Source organism: Zavarzinia marina, from assembly GCF_021568905.1.
GTDB lineage: Bacteria > Pseudomonadota > Alphaproteobacteria > Zavarziniales > Zavarziniaceae > Zavarzinia > Zavarzinia marina.
Genome location: NZ_JAKGSB010000003.1, coordinates 315508 through 331513, shown reverse-complemented (window position 1 = coordinate 331513; position 16006 = coordinate 315508). Strand labels below are relative to the sequence as shown.

The window sequence follows — 16006 nt, the reverse complement described above, 5'->3', positions numbered from 1 at the left end:
CAAGCCATGTTGAACGATCACGACTCCCCTCCCCGGCGGCGCCTGACCGCCGACCAGCGGCGCAGCCAGATCCTGGAGGCGGCGCGCCAGCTCTTCATCGAGGAGGGGGTGGTGAAGGTCTCCATGCGGCGCATCGCGGCCCGCGCGGGGGTGACGCCGACGCTGATCTATCATCACTTCGCCGACAAGGAATCCCTGCTGCTCGCCGTCTGCGAGGACTTCTTCCTGGGCCTGATCGAGGCGAGTGAGGCGTCCCTGGCCGCGACACTGGCAACGGACGAGCCTTTCGCGCGCCTGCGCCACCTGATGCGAGGCTATGTCGATTTCGGCCTGGCCAATCCGGATGTCTATCGCCTGGTCTTCATGACGCCGCTGGCCGGCCTGAAGCGCGAGAAATTGTCTCACCACAGTCATCGTGCGCGCCCCGGCGACACCCCGCCGCCGGAGGAAGAAAGCTTCGGCATGCGCGCCTTCGCCCTGCTGGAGGACGAGATCCGCCGCCTGATCGAGGCCGGCGCCCTGAAGCCGGCGGAGGCCGGCACCCTGGCCGAGATCGTCTGGGCGGCCGGCCATGGCATCGTGTCCCTGCTGATCACCCATGGCGACTTCCAGTGGACCGCGACCGACGCGCTGATCACCCTCTCGATCGACTCCATCCTCCACGGCATCGCCGCCTGATTTCCCCCGAACGGAAGCGCGTCATCCCGGCGCAGGCCGGGGTATCGTAACGAAGAAGGTAACTTTCCTGGACAAGGCCCCGGCCTTCGCCGGGGCGACGAGATATCGTGAGGCGTCAGGCCGACGGCCCGTCGCCTTTCGCCATGCGGGCCTCGATCGCGTCCAGCACCGGCATCAGATCGGCGACCGAATCGATGACATAGTCGACGCCGAGTGCGCGGTGCTTCGCCTCCGCTTCCGCGCGCCGCGCCGCCTGTTCGTCCGCGCCCAGCGCCTGCCATTCGGCGAGCGAGAGACCGACCATGTTGCCGGAGACCGACAGGCCGACGGTCCAGGTGCCGGCGGCCTTGCCTTCCAGGATGCCGGGTTCGGTGTCGTCCACCTTCACCACCGCCGCCGGCGGGAAGACGCCGATGTCGGCGAAGGTGCGATACATCATCAGGGGGCCGGGACGGCCGTCCGCCAGATCGCCGGCGCAGACCAGATTGTCGGGCACGTAACCGGCCGCGGCCGCGATGGGCGTCAGGCGTTCCATGATGCTGCGGACATAGCCGGTGGTGGAGCCGATCCTGAGACCGCGCGCGCGACACGTGGCAACGGTTTCCACCGCGCCCGGGATCATGTCGGCGTAGTCGGTCACCACCGCCTCGTTGAGGGGGACGAAGACGTCGTAGACGGCATCGATATCCGCCTCCCCCGGGGCATGGCCATGAGCCGCCCGCCAGCGCGCGGCGATGGCGGGATCGGCCATCAGGGCGGCGATATGGGCACGTTTGGGCAGGCCCATGGGGCCCCGCGCCTCGTCGATCGAAATCTCGACGCCGAGCCGCCCATAGGCTTCGACGAAGGCGCCCATGGGGGCGCGCGAACCGAAATCGACCATGGTGCCCGCCCAGTCGAAGACGACGGCCTTGAGGTGGGTGAAGGGCGTTTCGGTCATGGCTGCGGCTTCCTGCGAGAAAGCCGCAGCCTAGCCCAAAGCTGTTGCAGTGCAATGGCGGCGAAGGAACCTATTTCCGGCGCATGGCGTCGAGCAGGGCGGCCCCCAGGCTGCCTTGCTGGCTGCGCTCCTCGCGCTTCGGCGGCATGGCGTTGCGGCGCGGCCCGTCGTTGCGATCCCGCGGTCCCTGGGGCCGGGGCGGCGCCTCGCCCTTCCGCATGGAGAGCGAGATGCGCTTTCGCTTCACGTCGACTTCCAGCACCTTCACCTTCACCACGTCGCCCGCCTTCACCACTTCCGACGGGTCCTTGACGAAGCGGTCGGCCAATTGGCTGACGTGAACCAGACCGTCCTGATGGACGCCGATGTCGACGAAGGCGCCGAAGGCGGCGACATTGGTCACCGTGCCTTCCAGCATCATGCCCGGCTTCAGGTCCGTGAGTTCCTCGACGCCGTCGGCGAAGCTGGCGGTCCTGAATTCCGGGCGGGGGTCGCGGCCCGGCTTTTCCAGTTCGGCGAGAATGTCCTTCACGGTCGGCAGGCCGAAACGCTCGTCCACGAAATCGGCGGGATCGAGCGCCTTCAACTGGCGCGCATCGCCCATCAGGCTGCGCAGATCGCGGCCGCAGGCAGCGACGATCCGCTTGGCGACACCATAGGCTTCGGGATGCACCGACGATGCGTCCAGCGGCTCGGCACCGTTCGGAATGCGCAGGAAACCGGCGCATTGCTCGAAGGTCCGGGGGCCAAGGCGCGCGACCGACAGCAGGTCCTTCCGCGTGCCGAAGGGACCATGGGCGTTGCGATGCGCAACCACCGCTTCCGCCAGCGAGGCGCCGAGACCCGAGACCCGCGACAGCAGGGAAGCGGAAGCGGTGTTGAGGTCGACGCCGACCGCGTTCACCGCATCCTCGACCACGGCATCCAGCGCCCGGGCCAGGCGGTGCTGGTCGACGTCGTGCTGATATTGCCCGACGCCGATCGACTTCGGCTCGATCTTCACCAGTTCCGCCAGGGGATCCTGCAGGCGCCGCGCGATCGAGACGGCGCCGCGCAGCGAGACGTCGAGATCGGGAAATTCGGCCGCCGCCAGCGCCGAGGCGGAATAGACCGAGGCGCCGGCCTCGGACACAACGACCTTGATCGGGCGCTTTTCCGCCGGCAGGTCCGCGATCAGGTCGGCCGCCATGCGGTCGGTCTCGCGGCTCGCCGTGCCATTGCCGATGGCGACCAGTTCGACGCCATGCTTCAGGATCAGATGGCCCAGCGTCGCCTGGGCCCCGCGCAGATCGTTCCTGGGCTGGAAGGGATAGACGGTCGCCGTATCCAGCAGCTTGCCGGTGCCATCCACCACCGCGACCTTGACCCCGGTGCGGATGCCGGGGTCAAGTCCCATGGTGGCGCGGGAGCCGGCGGGCGCCGCCAGCAGGATATCCTTGAGGTTCCGGGCGAAAACCTGGATCGCCTCTTCCTCCGCCCGCTCGCACATGTCGTTCATCAGGTCGATGGAGAGATGCAGCGACAGTTTCACCCGCCAGCACCAGCGCGCCACGTCGCCCAGCCATTTCTCCGCCGCATTGGGGGCTTTGGGGTCGATGCCGAAGGCGCCCATGATGCGCGCCTCCACAGGCTTCACCGGCGTGTCCAGATCCTTGTCGATCTCGATGTCGAGGGTGAGAACCTCCTCGTTACGGCCGCGCAGCATGGCGAGCGCACGGTGGCTCGGCACGTTCGTCCAGCGTTCCTCGTGGTCGAAATAATCGCTGAACTTGGCGCCCGCCTCCGCCTTGCCCTCGATCAGGCGGGCATGGATGGTCGCGTTCTCCTTCATGTAGGCACGAAGGTTGCCGACCAGATCGGCGTCTTCCGCCATCTTCTCCATGACGATGTCGCGCGCCCCGTCCAGCGCCGCCTTCACGTCCGGCACCTCCTCGCCCAGATAGGCCGTGGCGGCCTCCTGCGGCACGATGGAGCGGTCGGCCAGGATCGCCTCCGCCAGGGGGCCGAGGCCGCGCTCGCGGGCGATCTCCGCCTTGGTGCGGCGCTTCGGCTTGAAGGGCAGATAGATGTCCTCGAGCTCCGCCTTGGTCTCCACCGTCTCGATCTTCCGGCGCAATTCATCCGTCAGCTTGCCCTGGCCCTCGATCGTCTCGAGCACCGTCTTCCGCCGGGCCGCCAGTTCGCGCAGATAGGAGAGACGTTCCTCCAGCGTGCGGAGCTGGGTGTCGTCCAGCCCGCCGGTCACCTCCTTCCGGTAGCGCGCGATGAAGGGCACGGTTGACCCGCCGTCCAACAGCTCGATCGCGGCATTGACCTGATCGGGTTTCGCCAGGATCTCGGCGGCGATGGTACGGGCGATGCGAAGGGTGTCGGCGCTCATGAATCGGACCCTGTTCTTTCGGGGCTGCGACCATAATTCATGGCGGGGCGCGGGGGAACGCCGCTAAGGCCGATGGATCACGATGTCGAAACCTTCGTCCGCTCCGGGGGGCACGAAGAAGCTCGATATATGGTCGAATTCGGCATCGGTCGGGGCGTATTCATGGGCCCCGGCGGCGTTCCGCGCATGCATCCGGGCCCTGCAGACCTCGATCGGCGTATCGAGGACATGCATCCGGTGATTGGCGCCCGATCGTTCGACGATCTCGCGCATCCAGACGCGCGTGGCCGGCGTATTGGCCGGAAAGTCGAGCACGACGGAGAGCCCGCCCCGCAGCAGATCCGCGACATGGGGCCCCATGAGGGCCCGAAGCCTCGCCGCGCGCTCCACATAGGCGGCGACCGTGGTGATTTCACCGGCATAGAGCCGGGACAGCCAGGTATCCTCGGCGATGACGATGGCCCGATCGGTGGCGGCGAGGCGGGCGGCGAGGGTCGATTTGCCGGCGGCGACCCGGCCGCACAGAAGGTGCAGCATCGCCCCGCGGCGGGGGTCTTCGGACATGGGTGGACTTTCAACGGGCGCAGTTCAGGGATTCAGGGCGAGCGGAACCCGGCCCGACGGATCAGGCCGGGTGGCTAATTCGAAGGCCCGCGCGGGGCGATGCGCCGTGAACGGTGAAAGTCATGGGCAAAGCCTATCGCCTGCCCGCCCTTTCGCCAAAGAAAAAGGGCCGCGCTGTCGCCAGCGCGGCCCCTTGTCTTCGAGCGTTCGGCTTAGTGGCCGAAAGCCTTCACGATTTCCTCGGTCACCTTCTTGGCGTCACCGAAGAGCATCATGGTGTTGTCGCGGAAGAACAGTTCGTTGTCGACGCCGGCATAGCCCGAGGACATGCCGCGCTTCACGAACAGAACCGTCTTCGCCTTGTCCACCTCGAGGATGGGCATGCCGTAGATCGGCGAGGCCTTGTCGGTCTTGGCCGCCGGGTTGGTCACGTCGTTGGCGCCGATGACGAAGACCACGTCGGTCTGCGAGAAGGCCGAGTTGATGTCTTCCAGCTCGAACACTTCGTCGTAGGGGACCGAGGCTTCCGCCAGCAGCACGTTCATGTGACCCGGCATGCGGCCCGCCACCGGATGGATGGCATAGGAGACCTTCACGCCCTCTTCCTTCAGGAAGTCGGCCATTTCACGCAGCGCATGCTGGGCCTGGGACACCGCCATGCCATAGCCCGGCACGATGATCACGGACCCCGCGTTCTTCATGATGAAGGCCGCATCGTCCGCCGAACCCTGCTTCACCGGGCGCGCCTCGCGGGCACCGCCCGCCGCCGCCGCGTCGCCCGCGTCGGCACCGAAGCCGCCGAGGATGACGCTGATGAAGGAGCGGTTCATGCCCTTGCACATGATGTAGGACAGGATCGCGCCCGACGAACCCACCAGCGAACCGGTGATGATCAGCGCCGTGTTCTGCAGCGTGAAGCCGATGCCGGCCGCCGCCCAACCCGAATAGGAGTTGAGCATGGAGACCACCACCGGCATGTCGGCGCCGCCGATCGGAATGATCAGGGTGATGCCGATGCCGAAGGACAGCAGGGTCGCCAGCCAGAACGCCCAGAGCGCATCGCCGCCCGAGGCGATGAAGATCACCAGCAGGAGGACGATCACCGAGGCGATGGCGATGTTGATCAGGTGGCGCGCCGGCAGCAGGATCGGGGAACCCGACATGTTGCCGTTCAGCTTGGCGAAGGCGATGATCGAGCCCGAGAAGGTGATCGCGCCGATGATGACGCCGAGACCCATCTCGATCAGGCTCTGCGCATGCAGATGACCCGGGGTGCCGATGCCGTAATTGTCCGGCGAATAGAGCGCCGCGAAGGCGACCAGCACCGCCGCCATGCCGACGAGGCTGTGGAAGGCCGCGACGAGCTGGGGCATGGAGGTCATGGGCACGCGCTTGGCGACGACGCCGCCGATGCCGCCGCCGATGCCGAGCGCGAGCACGATCAGGAACACCGTGATGATGTCGAGACCGGGCCAGACCTGGGAGGAGACCAGCGTGGTCACGACCGCGATGGTCATGCCGATCATGCCGTAGCGGTTACCCGCACGGGACGTCGCCGGAGACGAGAGGCCGCGCAGCGCCAGAATGAACAGGACGCCGGAGACCAGGTAGAGGAAGGCCGCGAGATTGGGATTCATCGTCAGCCCCTCACTTCTCTTTCTTCTTGTACATGGCGAGCATTCGGCTGGTCACCATGAACCCGCCGAAGATGTTCACCGCCGCGAAGACCACGGCGATGAAGCCGAGGATCTTCGAGAACCAGTTGGCACTGGAAATGCCGGGCACCGCGATCGCGATCACGGCGCCGACGATGATCACCGAGGAGATCGCGTTGGTCACCGCCATCAGCGGCGTGTGCAGGGCGGGGGTCACGCTCCAGACGACGTAATAGCCGACGAAGACGGCCAGCACGAAGATGGAGAGGAAGAAAATGAAATCATCGACCATGGTCCAGCTCTCCTCAGGCCGAAGCGAAGGCGGGGTGCACCACGGCGCCATCCTTGGTCAGGATGGAAGCCTTGATGATCTCGTCTTCCCAGTCGATCGCAAGCTGCCGGGTCTCCTTGGAGACCAGCGGCGTGATGAAGTTCAGCAGGTTCTTGGCGAAGAGCTGCGAGGAATCGACGCAGGTCCGGCTCGGCACGTTCAGGTGGCCGATGATCTTCACGCCATTGTCGGTCACGACGATCTCGCCCGGGCGCGACAGCGGGCAGTTGCCGCCCTGCTCCACCGCCAGATCGACGATCACCGAGCCCGGCTTCATCGTGGCGACCATTTCCGGCGAGACCAGAACCGGCGCGGGCCGGCCCGGGATCAGCGCGGTGGTGATCACGATGTCCTGCTTCTTGATGGTGTCCGCGATCAGGGCCGCCTGCTTTTCCTGATATTCCTTGGACATTTCCTTGGCGTAGCCGCCGGCGGTCTGGGCGTTCTTGAACTCGTCGTCCATGACCGCGACGAAGGTACCGCCAAGCGATTCCACCTGCTCCTTGGTGGCCGGGCGGACGTCGGTCGCGGAGACGATGGCGCCGAGGCGCTTCGCCGTCGCGATGGCCTGCAGGCCGGCGACGCCGACACCCATGATCAGGGCGCGCGCGGGGGCGACGGTGCCCGCCGCCGTCATCATCATCGGGATGGCGCGGGAATATTCATAGGCCGCGTCGATGACCGCGCGGTAACCCGCGAGGTTCGCCTGGGACGACAGGATGTCCATCGACTGCGCACGGGTGATGCGCGGCACGAATTCCATGGCGAAGGCGTCGATGCCGGCATCGGCATAGGCCTTCACGCTGTCGCGGTCGGCATAGGGGTTGAGGCCGGCGATGAGGATGGCACCGCGCTTGTAGTAGGCCAGTTCCTCGGGCATCGGGCGCTGGACGTGGAACACCACGTCGGCGTCGGCGATGGTCGAGGCCGCATCCGGCGCGATCTTGGCGCCGGCGGCGGAAAAGGCGTCGTCCGTGACCGCGGAATCGAGACCGGCACCGGCCTCGATCACCACCTCGGCGCCGAGCGCGATCAGTTTCTTGACGGATTCGGGAGAGGCGGCGACACGCTTTTCGTTCGGCCGCCGCTCCCTTGGAATGGCAATCCTCATCTGGCCCCCAGATTAGAGCGGAAGAAATGAAAGGGGCGGAGAGGCCGGCCGCACACGACCGGTCCCCCGCCCGTGCGGCATCAGAGCAGGAAGATCGCCATGAGCACCAGCAGGGCGATCGTCCCGATGATCCCCCATTTGGTCAGGCTCATGAACAGCGTGTAGGTCTTCCGATGTTCGGTGATGTCCATGTTCATGGCGTGGTTCCCGAGGTTCCCCAGCGATCCGAGATTTTGGCGCAACCCAAAATCCGGCGCCGAGTGCAGATCAAATATGTTCTCGTTTGTCCGCCCCCGCCGATGGACGGCGCCACCGGCCCGGACAGACCCCTTTTTCAGGCGCGCACTATTACAAAAGGGGCCAGAGCAAACAAGCATTCTTGTTGCGGGGCGGAATGACGCCGCGACATCGAGGCCGCGCGAGCGATCCTCAGGATGCCGCCTCGCGCTCCATCTCCAGAAGCCGGCGCTTCCTCGCCGTGCCCCAGCGATAGCCGGTGAGGGAACCGTCGGCCCCGACGGCACGGTGACAGGGGACCAGGATCGAGACCGGATTGGCGCCGCAGGCCCGGCCCACCGCCCGTGCCGCGCCGGGCTTGCCGATCGCCGCCGCCAATGCGCCATAGGTTCTGGTCTCGCCGATCGGAATGGCGCGCAGCGCCTGCCAGACCGAAATCTCGAAAGCCGTGCCGCGCAGGTCGAGGGGCAGGTCGCCGCCGGCATCCGGCTCCGCCGCCCGCGCCGCCACCGCCGCCAGCAGGGGTTCGATATGGCCTTCGTCCCGGATCAGGCGGGCGTTCGGGAAGCGCATGGCGAGATCGGCGGCCAGAAGCGCCTCGTCCTCGCCCATGAAGAGGGCGGCGATGCCCCGTTCGGTCGCCGCCACCAGGGTCAGGCCGAAGACCGTGGGCACGATGCCCCAGTAGAGATCGAAACCGCCTGCGCGGAGCTTGGCCGGGGTCGTCCCGGTCGCCTGCTTCACGGCGCGATAGGCGTCCGAGACCGCACCATAGCCGGCTTCATAGAGGGCGCTCGCGACCTGATCGCCCTTGGCCAGCGCGGCAACCAGCCGGCCCTGCTTGCAGCCGGCGGCGTAATCGCGGGGCGACATGCCGGTCAGGCGCTTGAACAGGCGCTGGAAATGAAAGGGGGAGAGATGGACGGCTTCGGCCAGTGCCCCCAGGGTCGGCGCCGCTTCCCCCGCTTCCAGGGTCTCGCGGATCAGGCGGCAGGCGGTCTCCACCGCTTGCCCGGCGCGGGCGGCGGCGGCCGGCGCCGCCTGGTCCGGCCGGCAGCGCTTGCAGGGGCGAAAGCCCGCCGCCTCGGCCGAGGCCAGGTCGGCGAAGAATCGCGTGTTCTCGCGCTTCGGCCGGCGCGAGGCGCAACCGGGCCGGCACACCACGCCGGTGGTGACCACGCCGTAGAGGAAGTCCGGCCCGGCCGCCGCCTCGCCGGTCAGGCGCGCCCAGCAGGCGTCTTCGTCGAGGGCGGGGGCGATGGAAAGGGCGGTCGGCATGGCGGGCTTCTCTCGAGGGTCTGTTCGCGACAAGGCCAGCATCGGCGATGGCGGGGCGACAGGCTGCCCTGTTCTTGCGCTCTAATTCTTGTCGCGGAGCGTGATGACCTTGAAGATCCCGGTGCCGGTCGCGATCAGCGTATCGCCGGTCCAGAGCCTTCCCTGGATGGTGCGAAAGGCACCGTCCTCCGCCACCACCTTGCCGGTCCCTTCGACCCAGGCGCCGAAGGGCGCGCCCGCGATGAAGTCCAGCACCAGGCGGACGGTGATCCAGTTCCGCCCCGTGCGGTGGGAGATGGCATGGCCGAAGGAGACGTCGGCGAACCCCATCAGCATGCCTCCGTGGCAGTTGTTCAGGGTGTTCAGGTGATGCGTCCCCACCCGAAACGCCCGGGTGAAGCCGCCGTCCGGCTCGGCGCGCTCGTAGAGGGGACCGACGGCGAGGCCGTAGCCGCTGCGCCAGGGCAGACGGCGAAATCCCTCGGGAATCGCCTCCGCCGCGTCGATGTCGTTCTGTGTGTCCATGGCAGCATTCGGGCCGGGGGCTCCGCCGCCTGTCAAGCCGCGAGGTTCAGCGCACCAGAAGCGGCGCGGCGAGGATGGCGCGGAACGGCAGCAGGCTGGGGTTCGGGCGGATGAATTCGACCTCGCCCCAGGATTCGCCCAGTTCCACCCAGCCCTGGGCGCGATAGAAGGCGCGCACCGCGCCGTTGCTGGCCTCGCAGCGCAGATGGGCGCCGGGGCGCAGGCGCCGCGTCGCTTCCGCCAGCAGCAGGGCGCCGACACCCCGACCCTGCGCCGCGGGCGCGACGAAGAGCAGGTCGATCTCGTTGGCCGGCGGGTCGAAGCCGGCGAAGCCGACGATGTCGCCGCCCCGTTCCGCCACGATCAGATCGAGATCGGCCGTCGCCAGCGAGAAGTCCTCGAAGGCGAAACGGTCGGCCGGAACATGCGGCTTGGCGCGCCGCCGCGCGTCGAGAAAGATTTCGGCGCAGGCCCAGATATCGCCCGCTTCGACCGTCCTCGCGCGGAGTAAGGCATCCTCCGCCATGCTGTCCCCCCTCCTGCCGTATCCGGCAGGTCCCTATGCCGTGGCCCGCTTCGCGTGACAGCCGACCAGATGGTCGTCGACCATGCCGACCGCCTGCATGAAGGCATAGACGATGGTCGGCCCGACGAAGCGGAAGCCGTATTGCTTCAGCGCCTTGGACATCGCCTTGGCCTCCGCGCTCTCCGTCGGGGCCTGGCCGATGGTCTCCCAGGCATTCACGATCGGCGCACCGCCGACGAACGACCAGAGGAAGCGCGAGAAATCGCCCTCGCGCGCCTCGATCTCCAGATAACCCCGGGCATTGCCGATGGTTGCCTCGATCTTGCCGCGATGGCGCACGATGCCGGCATCGGCCAGCGCCGCCGCCACCTCCGCCTCGCCCCATTCGGCGAGGCGTTTGGGCTCGAACCCCTCGAAGCGGCGGCGGAAGCCGTCGCGCTTCCTGAGGATCGTGATCCAGGCGAGGCCGGCCTGGAAACCATCCAGCATCAGCTTCTCGAACAGGGCTCGGCCGTCCCGTTCGGGCACGCCCCATTCCTCGTCGTGATAGGCCATGTAATCGGGCGCCGTGCCGCACCAGGGGCAGCGTTGCCTGCCGTCCTCATGCAGGATCAGGCCGCCAGTCACGACGCCGGCCCCGCCAGATAGGGCGGCGCGCTGGGCCGGACGACCGTATCGCCCGCGACGAAGACCTGCCCCTCGTCGGCCCCCGGATCCATATATTCGAGGCGCATGACCGCAAGGCCGACGCCGGCGACGGCGCTGCGCATCGCCCCCGCCTCGCGCCCGCCCAGCAGAATCGGCGTATCGGGCGCCGGCACCTCGGCCGCGGGATCGAATTCGACCCGATAGAGCCGCTTGCGGATCGTCGCGCGGTGCTTGGTGCGCGCCGTCAGCTCCTGGCCGACATAGCAGCCCTTGGTGAAGGAGACGCCGTGCAGTTCCTCGAAATTATTCTCGAGCAGGAAGCCCCGGTCGACGGCGATGTCGCGCGAACCGTCGGGCACGCCGAGACCGATGCGCAGGCGGTCGTAAGCCTCCTCCGGCGCGTCGGGGGTGATGCCGGCGGCGGCCAGCGCCGCCTCGACCGCCCCTTGCGGCCCGATCAGGCGGACGCCGAGATCGGCGACGCGGGGATCGACGAAGGCGCTGGCACCGCCGTCGAGGGGACGGGCGGCGCCGGCCGTCGCCGCCAGGCCGAAAGCATCCGCCGCGCCGGGCCCGAAGACGGCGATCACCGCCGCGTCGGCCGCCGGGGCGATGTCGATCTTGGCGCGCAGACGATACATGGTCAGCCGGCGCTGAAGATCGGGCAGGCGCTCCGCCTCGCTGTCGATCAGCACCCTGTCGCCCGCGCGGGCCATGATCAGCTCGTGCAGGAACTTGCCCTGGGGCGTCAGCAGCGCGGCGAAGAGCGCGTGTTCGGGGGTCAGCAGCTTGGTGTCGTTGGACACCAGCCCCTGCAGGAAATCCGTCACTTCGGCGCCTTCGAGCGCGAGCACGCCCCGGCGGGTCAGCCGCGTGGCGGCCGGTCGATCGTCTGTCGTCATGGCATCAGAGTTCGGCCCGGGCGGGCATGCTGTCAAGGGCGTGGCGCGCCCGTTATGCTTGCCGGCGCATGGTGCAATTCCGCCCGTGCATGGTCGCGCCCGATGGCGATCGCGCGCTCGAAGGCGCGCCAGTTCAGGAAGTCGATCTCCTCGACCGGCGGCTTCAGGCAGAGGTCGGCCAGGCGCTCCGCCGGGGTCTTCACCGTGCCGGCCCGCAGCAGAGTCTCGAAGATGCCGGGCATGCGCGGGCGCCGGCGCAGGATCAGGCGCTCGAACCAGGTTTCCTCCGGCCGCGCGCCCGGCGCCGAGAAGGCGACCGCCTCGCCCACGTCGACCGCGATCACCGGGCCCCGGCCCATCTCGCGCATGGGCCCGACCGGCAGATTGTCCAAGACGCCGCCGTCCGCGAAGATCTCGCCGTCGGGGTTCACCCAGGGCGGCATGACGCCGGGAATGGCGACACCGGCGCGCAGCCAGCGCCACAGCGGGCCCCGGCGATGCACCGCCAGCGTGCCCCGGGTCAGATTGGTCGAGGTGCAGAAGAAGGGCAGCCACAGATCCTCGATCCGGCGCTCGCCGAAGGCTTCGCGCAGGCGCCGGGTGACCCGCCGGCCGGCGGTGAGCGCGACCAGGGGCAGTGTGAAGTCGCGCATCGGATCGCTGTCGACGAAGGCCCGGCGAAACCGGGCCTCGGCGTCATGGGCGTCCCAATGAAGCGCCGCGCCGACGCCGACGATCGCGCCCATGGAACTGCCGCCCACCATGTCGATGGCGATCCCCGCCTCGGCGAGTGCCCGCAACACGCCGAGATGGGCGAAGCCCCTGGCGCCGCCGCCCGACAGCACGAGGCCGATCGCCTTGCCCGCCATCTGGCGGGCGAGACGCGCGGCATCGCCCCAGACGCCCGAGCGCACATGATGATGCAGGGCGAGCGGCCGCCCGCCCAGGAAGGCGGCGCTGCCGTCGGGCTGAAGCCGGTCGGGCGGGTGCAGAAGGACGAGTTCGAGGGCGACGCCGCGTTCATGGGCGACATCTTCCAGCGGGTGGCGGCGGCGCGGTTCGGGATCGTCGGCGCCGGCGACGATCAGACAGCGGTCGGCCTGGCGCAGGCACAGCAGGCTCCATGGTCCGGCGCTTTCGTCGGCCTGATAGAGCACGAAATCATGGGCGCTCTCGATGTCGTGGAACCAGTCGGTCTGATGGCCGGCGCCCTCCGCCTCGGTGATCTCCGCGACCTTGCCGTAGAGGCGGAGCGCCCGGGCGAGGTCGCGCCTAAGCCCCGTGCAGTCACGCACGCCGCCCAGCGGCAGCAGCACGATCGAATGCGGTCCATCGGGCGGCGCGCCGGCCGGATGTTCGTGCAGCAACTCCAGCCGGGCGACGATCTGCCGGGTCAGGCGCAGCATGGATTTGGGATGGCGGGTGACCAATTGCTCGAAGGCCAGGCGGTCGAGGCGCAGCACCTCGCAGTCGCGTTCCGCCACCGCATGGGCGGAACGCGGGCGCCCGCTGACCAGCGCCATTTCGCCCACCACTTCGCCGGCGCGGACCCGGGCGATGCGCCGGCGCGCCCCGTCCGGGGCCTCGCGCATGACCGCGATACTGCCGCGCAGCAGGACGTAGAGCGCGTCGCCCGGCTCGCCCTGGGCGAACAGCAGGCTGCCGCCCGGCAGGCTGTACCAGGCGGCGTGATCGACCACGTCCCGCCTTGCATCGGCATCGAGATCGGCGAAGAGGGCGATACCGTCGATCAGGCAGGGCGCCCCGGCGGTCGTGTCCACGGTCTCGGGCCGGGGGTTTCAGGCCAGGGACCAGCGGGCGTCGAGGCCGGGCCCCGGTTCGGCCCGCACCCTGCCCTGGTCGTGCAGATGCAGCAGATGGGCGAAGCTGGAGCGCGCCGCCGCCGGATAGAGCGCGGGATCGACCCCGGCATAGATCGTGGGCACCATGTCCATGATCGTCGCCGGTCCTGCCGCCAATTGGCCGAGAAGCTGGGCCTCGCGCTCGCCGCGATGGGCGATGAAGGCTTCGACATGGGTGCGCGGGTCGATGATGGCGGGGCCGTGGGTCGGCCAATAGGTTTCCTCGTCACGCGAAAGCAGGCGGCGCAGGCTTTCCATGTAATCGCCCATGTCGCCGTCGGGCGGGGTGATGACACTGGTCGACCAACCCATGACGTGATCGCCGGTGAACAACACCTTGGGCTCGCGCCAGGAAAAGCACAGGTGGTTGGAAGTGTGACCGGGGGTGTGCACCGCCTCGATGGTCCAGCCGGGGCCGGCGACCACGTCGCCATCGACCAGCCGGCGGTCGGGCACGAAGTCGAGGTCGCCGCCCTCCACCGCCTGCTGGCCCGCCGCCTCGGGCCTGCCGGCGCCATGGGGGCCGAAGCCGAAGGTGGGCGCCCCCGTTGCCTGGCGAAGGGGGGCGGCGCCCGGCGAATGATCGTGATGGGTGTGGGTGACCAGGATATGGCTGACCCGTTCCCCACCCAGGCCCGCCAGCAGGGCGTCGATATGGGCGGGATCGTCGGGGCCGGGGTCGATCACCGCCACCCGTCCCTCCCCCACCACATAGGTCCCGGTGCCATGGAAGGTGAAGGCGGACGGATTTTGCGCGACGATGCGGCGAAGCCCGGGGGCCACCGGCTCCAAGCGGCCGTATTCGAACGCCATGTCGCGGCGATAGGGGATCTGGACGGCCATGACGGTTCCTTCCCTCTTCTTTCATCAATAGGGCGGCGGGCCGGCGATCGCGAGCGCGAGCGCGGCCGCCAGCAGGCCGGGCCCGAAGGGCGGATCGTCGGACAGGCGCCGCATCACGAGGGCCGCCGCCCCGAGGATCGCGGTGACCAGACTGGCCGCCATGAAGCACCAGATCAGCGCGATCGGCCCGAGCCAGAAGCCGAGCCCGACAACCAGTTTCACGTCGCCGAGGCCGAGCCCATCCCGCCCCCGGATCATGCCGTAAAGCCGCCCGAAGGCCCAGAGCAGTGCCGCCCCGCCGATCCCCGCCGCCAGCGCCTCGACCACGCGCCCCGAAAGCGCCGCATCGAGAAGGCCGAGCGCGGCGACCGCCAGCGACCAGTCGTTCGGGATGCGGCGATGGGCGAAATCGAAGGCGGCGGTGGCAAAGGCGATGGCGCCGAGCACCGCGAGCAGGGCGCCGTGGGGCGAGATCCCGAAGCGCCAGAGCGCGAGGCCGCCATAGAGCCCGGACAGCCCCCACCACAGCCAGCCGAGGCCGGGCACGGCCAATGCGCGATGGGCCGCCAGCAGCCGGTTCACCCTGAGCGCGACATGCCCCGCCAGCAGACCGAGCACGACGCCGGCGGCCGGCGCCGCCACGGCCATATCCATGCCCCCCTCAGCCATTTCCGCCCACGGCGAGCAGGACCAGCGGCAGGCTCAGCGCCGCCGTCGCCCCGAGGAGATCGCCGGTCTGCCCGCCGAGGTTCTGGCGCCCGACCATGGCCATGACCACACCGGCGAACAGAACCGCGACCGCGACGGCGAAGACGCCCCAGCCGAAACAGACCACGCCGATACCGATGCCATAGACCAGGGCCGCCCCGCCGGCCTCGCGCGGCGGCTCGCCCAGCCCGGCGCCGAGGCCGTCGGCGCGGGCCGGCGGCAGCAGTACGAGGGGGATCAGCAAAGCGATGCGCGCCGCCGCATTGGCGCCGATCAGGGCGAAGACCAGGGTCCAGATGCCCGCCCCCGCCCCGATACTCGCCCCCGCCCCGATACCCGCCCCCGCAAGGCCGGCGAGCAGCACGAGCCGCGCCGACAGCAGCAGCCACAAGGCGACGGCGCCGAAGGCCCCGATCCGGCTGTCGCGCATGATGGCAAGCCGCGTCTCGCGGTCACGGCCGCCGAAACTGTCGGCGACATCGGCGAAGCCATCCTCGTGCAGGGCGCCGGTGACCAGCAGTTCGACGGCGATGGCGACGATCGCCACCGACCACGGGCCGAGCCCGAAGCCCGCCCCGATCAGGGCGCCGAGGGCGGCGAGCCCGCCCACGAGGGCACCGACCAGGGGAAAGCACCAGACCGTGCGGCCGAGACGGGCGGCCGGTATCTCGCGCGGCCTGCCCACCGGCAGGCGGGTGAACAGGCCGAGCACGAATTTGAATTCATCGAGTGGCGTGGGCGGCGCGGGCTGGTCGGCGTGCATTTGTCGCTTCTTGTCTCGGCCCCGAAGGGGTACAGCATGGGGCCCTTTTGCAAGA

16 protein-coding genes and 1 pseudogene are annotated in these 16006 nt (G+C 68.9%); 1 reads left to right on the top strand and 16 read right to left on the bottom strand.

Going from position 1 to position 16006, the window contains the following annotated elements; all coding sequences use genetic code 11:
* Positions 1-6: 6 nt before the first annotated feature.
* Positions 7-678 carry a TetR/AcrR family transcriptional regulator gene (locus tag L2U69_RS10450; RefSeq protein ID WP_236106747.1) on the top strand — a complete coding sequence of 224 codons (672 nt, stop codon included), beginning with the start codon at positions 7-9 and terminating at the stop codon, positions 676-678.
* A gap of 115 nt (positions 679-793) precedes the next feature.
* On the opposite strand, the gene phnX is transcribed toward L2U69_RS10450, so the two are convergent.
* From phnX to L2U69_RS10370, 16 genes and pseudogenes are all read right to left on the bottom strand, one after another.
* Complete coding sequence (phnX, locus tag L2U69_RS10445; RefSeq protein ID WP_236106746.1) at positions 794-1618, bottom strand: phosphonoacetaldehyde hydrolase; 825 nt, start codon at positions 1616-1618, stop codon at positions 794-796.
* 70 nt (positions 1619-1688) lie between these two features.
* Entirely contained in the window at positions 1689-3998 is a 2310-nt protein-coding gene (locus L2U69_RS10440) for a Tex family protein (protein WP_236106745.1), read from the bottom strand.
* A gap of 63 nt (positions 3999-4061) precedes the next feature.
* Complete coding sequence (locus L2U69_RS10435) at positions 4062-4562, bottom strand: AAA family ATPase (RefSeq protein WP_236106744.1); 501 nt, start codon at positions 4560-4562, stop codon at positions 4062-4064.
* Between the two features lie 212 nt (positions 4563-4774).
* Entirely contained in the window at positions 4775-6199 is a 1425-nt protein-coding gene (locus L2U69_RS10430; RefSeq protein ID WP_236106743.1) for an NAD(P)(+) transhydrogenase (Re/Si-specific) subunit beta, read from the bottom strand.
* Between the two features lie 10 nt (positions 6200-6209).
* Positions 6210-6479, bottom strand: a pseudogene (locus L2U69_RS10425) (proton-translocating transhydrogenase family protein); the annotation flags it as partial.
* 43 nt (positions 6480-6522) lie between these two features.
* The gene (locus L2U69_RS10420; protein ID WP_236106742.1) at positions 6523-7659 is read right to left on the bottom strand and encodes a Re/Si-specific NAD(P)(+) transhydrogenase subunit alpha; all 1137 of its coding nucleotides are present in this window, start codon (positions 7657-7659) and stop codon (positions 6523-6525) included.
* Positions 7660-7739: 80 nt separating this feature from the next.
* Complete coding sequence (locus tag L2U69_RS10415; protein WP_236106741.1) at positions 7740-7856, bottom strand: aa3-type cytochrome c oxidase subunit IV; 117 nt, start codon at positions 7854-7856, stop codon at positions 7740-7742.
* A gap of 232 nt (positions 7857-8088) precedes the next feature.
* A complete protein-coding gene (gene ada / locus L2U69_RS10410) occupies positions 8089-9174 on the bottom strand; it encodes a bifunctional DNA-binding transcriptional regulator/O6-methylguanine-DNA methyltransferase Ada (RefSeq protein WP_236106740.1) in 1086 nt (361 codons plus the stop codon).
* Positions 9175-9255: 81 nt separating this feature from the next.
* Complete coding sequence (locus L2U69_RS10405; protein ID WP_236106739.1) at positions 9256-9699, bottom strand: PaaI family thioesterase; 444 nt, start codon at positions 9697-9699, stop codon at positions 9256-9258.
* Positions 9700-9745: 46 nt separating this feature from the next.
* Positions 9746-10225, bottom strand: coding sequence for a GNAT family N-acetyltransferase (locus L2U69_RS10400; RefSeq protein WP_236106738.1), 480 nt, complete (start codon positions 10223-10225; stop codon positions 9746-9748).
* Between the two features lie 33 nt (positions 10226-10258).
* Positions 10259-10852, bottom strand: a complete 594-nt coding sequence (locus tag L2U69_RS10395) for a DNA-3-methyladenine glycosylase I (RefSeq protein ID WP_329605390.1) — start codon at positions 10850-10852, stop codon at positions 10259-10261.
* Complete coding sequence (ygfZ, locus tag L2U69_RS10390; protein ID WP_236106737.1) at positions 10849-11775, bottom strand: CAF17-like 4Fe-4S cluster assembly/insertion protein YgfZ; 927 nt, start codon at positions 11773-11775, stop codon at positions 10849-10851. Before ygfZ ends, L2U69_RS10395 begins: the two co-directional genes overlap by 4 nt.
* 32 nt (positions 11776-11807) lie before the next feature.
* The gene (locus tag L2U69_RS10385) at positions 11808-13556 is read right to left on the bottom strand and encodes a patatin-like phospholipase family protein (RefSeq protein ID WP_236106736.1); all 1749 of its coding nucleotides are present in this window, start codon (positions 13554-13556) and stop codon (positions 11808-11810) included.
* An 18-nt stretch (positions 13557-13574) separates the two neighbouring features.
* On the bottom strand, positions 13575-14480 hold the full coding sequence (locus tag L2U69_RS10380) for an MBL fold metallo-hydrolase (RefSeq protein ID WP_236106735.1): 906 nt from the start codon (positions 14478-14480) through the stop codon (positions 13575-13577).
* Positions 14481-14504: 24 nt separating this feature from the next.
* Positions 14505-15134 carry a prepilin peptidase gene (locus L2U69_RS10375; RefSeq protein ID WP_236106734.1) on the bottom strand — a complete coding sequence of 210 codons (630 nt, stop codon included), beginning with the start codon at positions 15132-15134 and terminating at the stop codon, positions 14505-14507.
* 7 nt (positions 15135-15141) lie between these two features.
* Complete coding sequence (locus L2U69_RS10370) at positions 15142-15951, bottom strand: adenosylcobinamide-GDP ribazoletransferase (protein WP_236106733.1); 810 nt, start codon at positions 15949-15951, stop codon at positions 15142-15144.
* Positions 15952-16006: the final 55 nt, after the last annotated feature.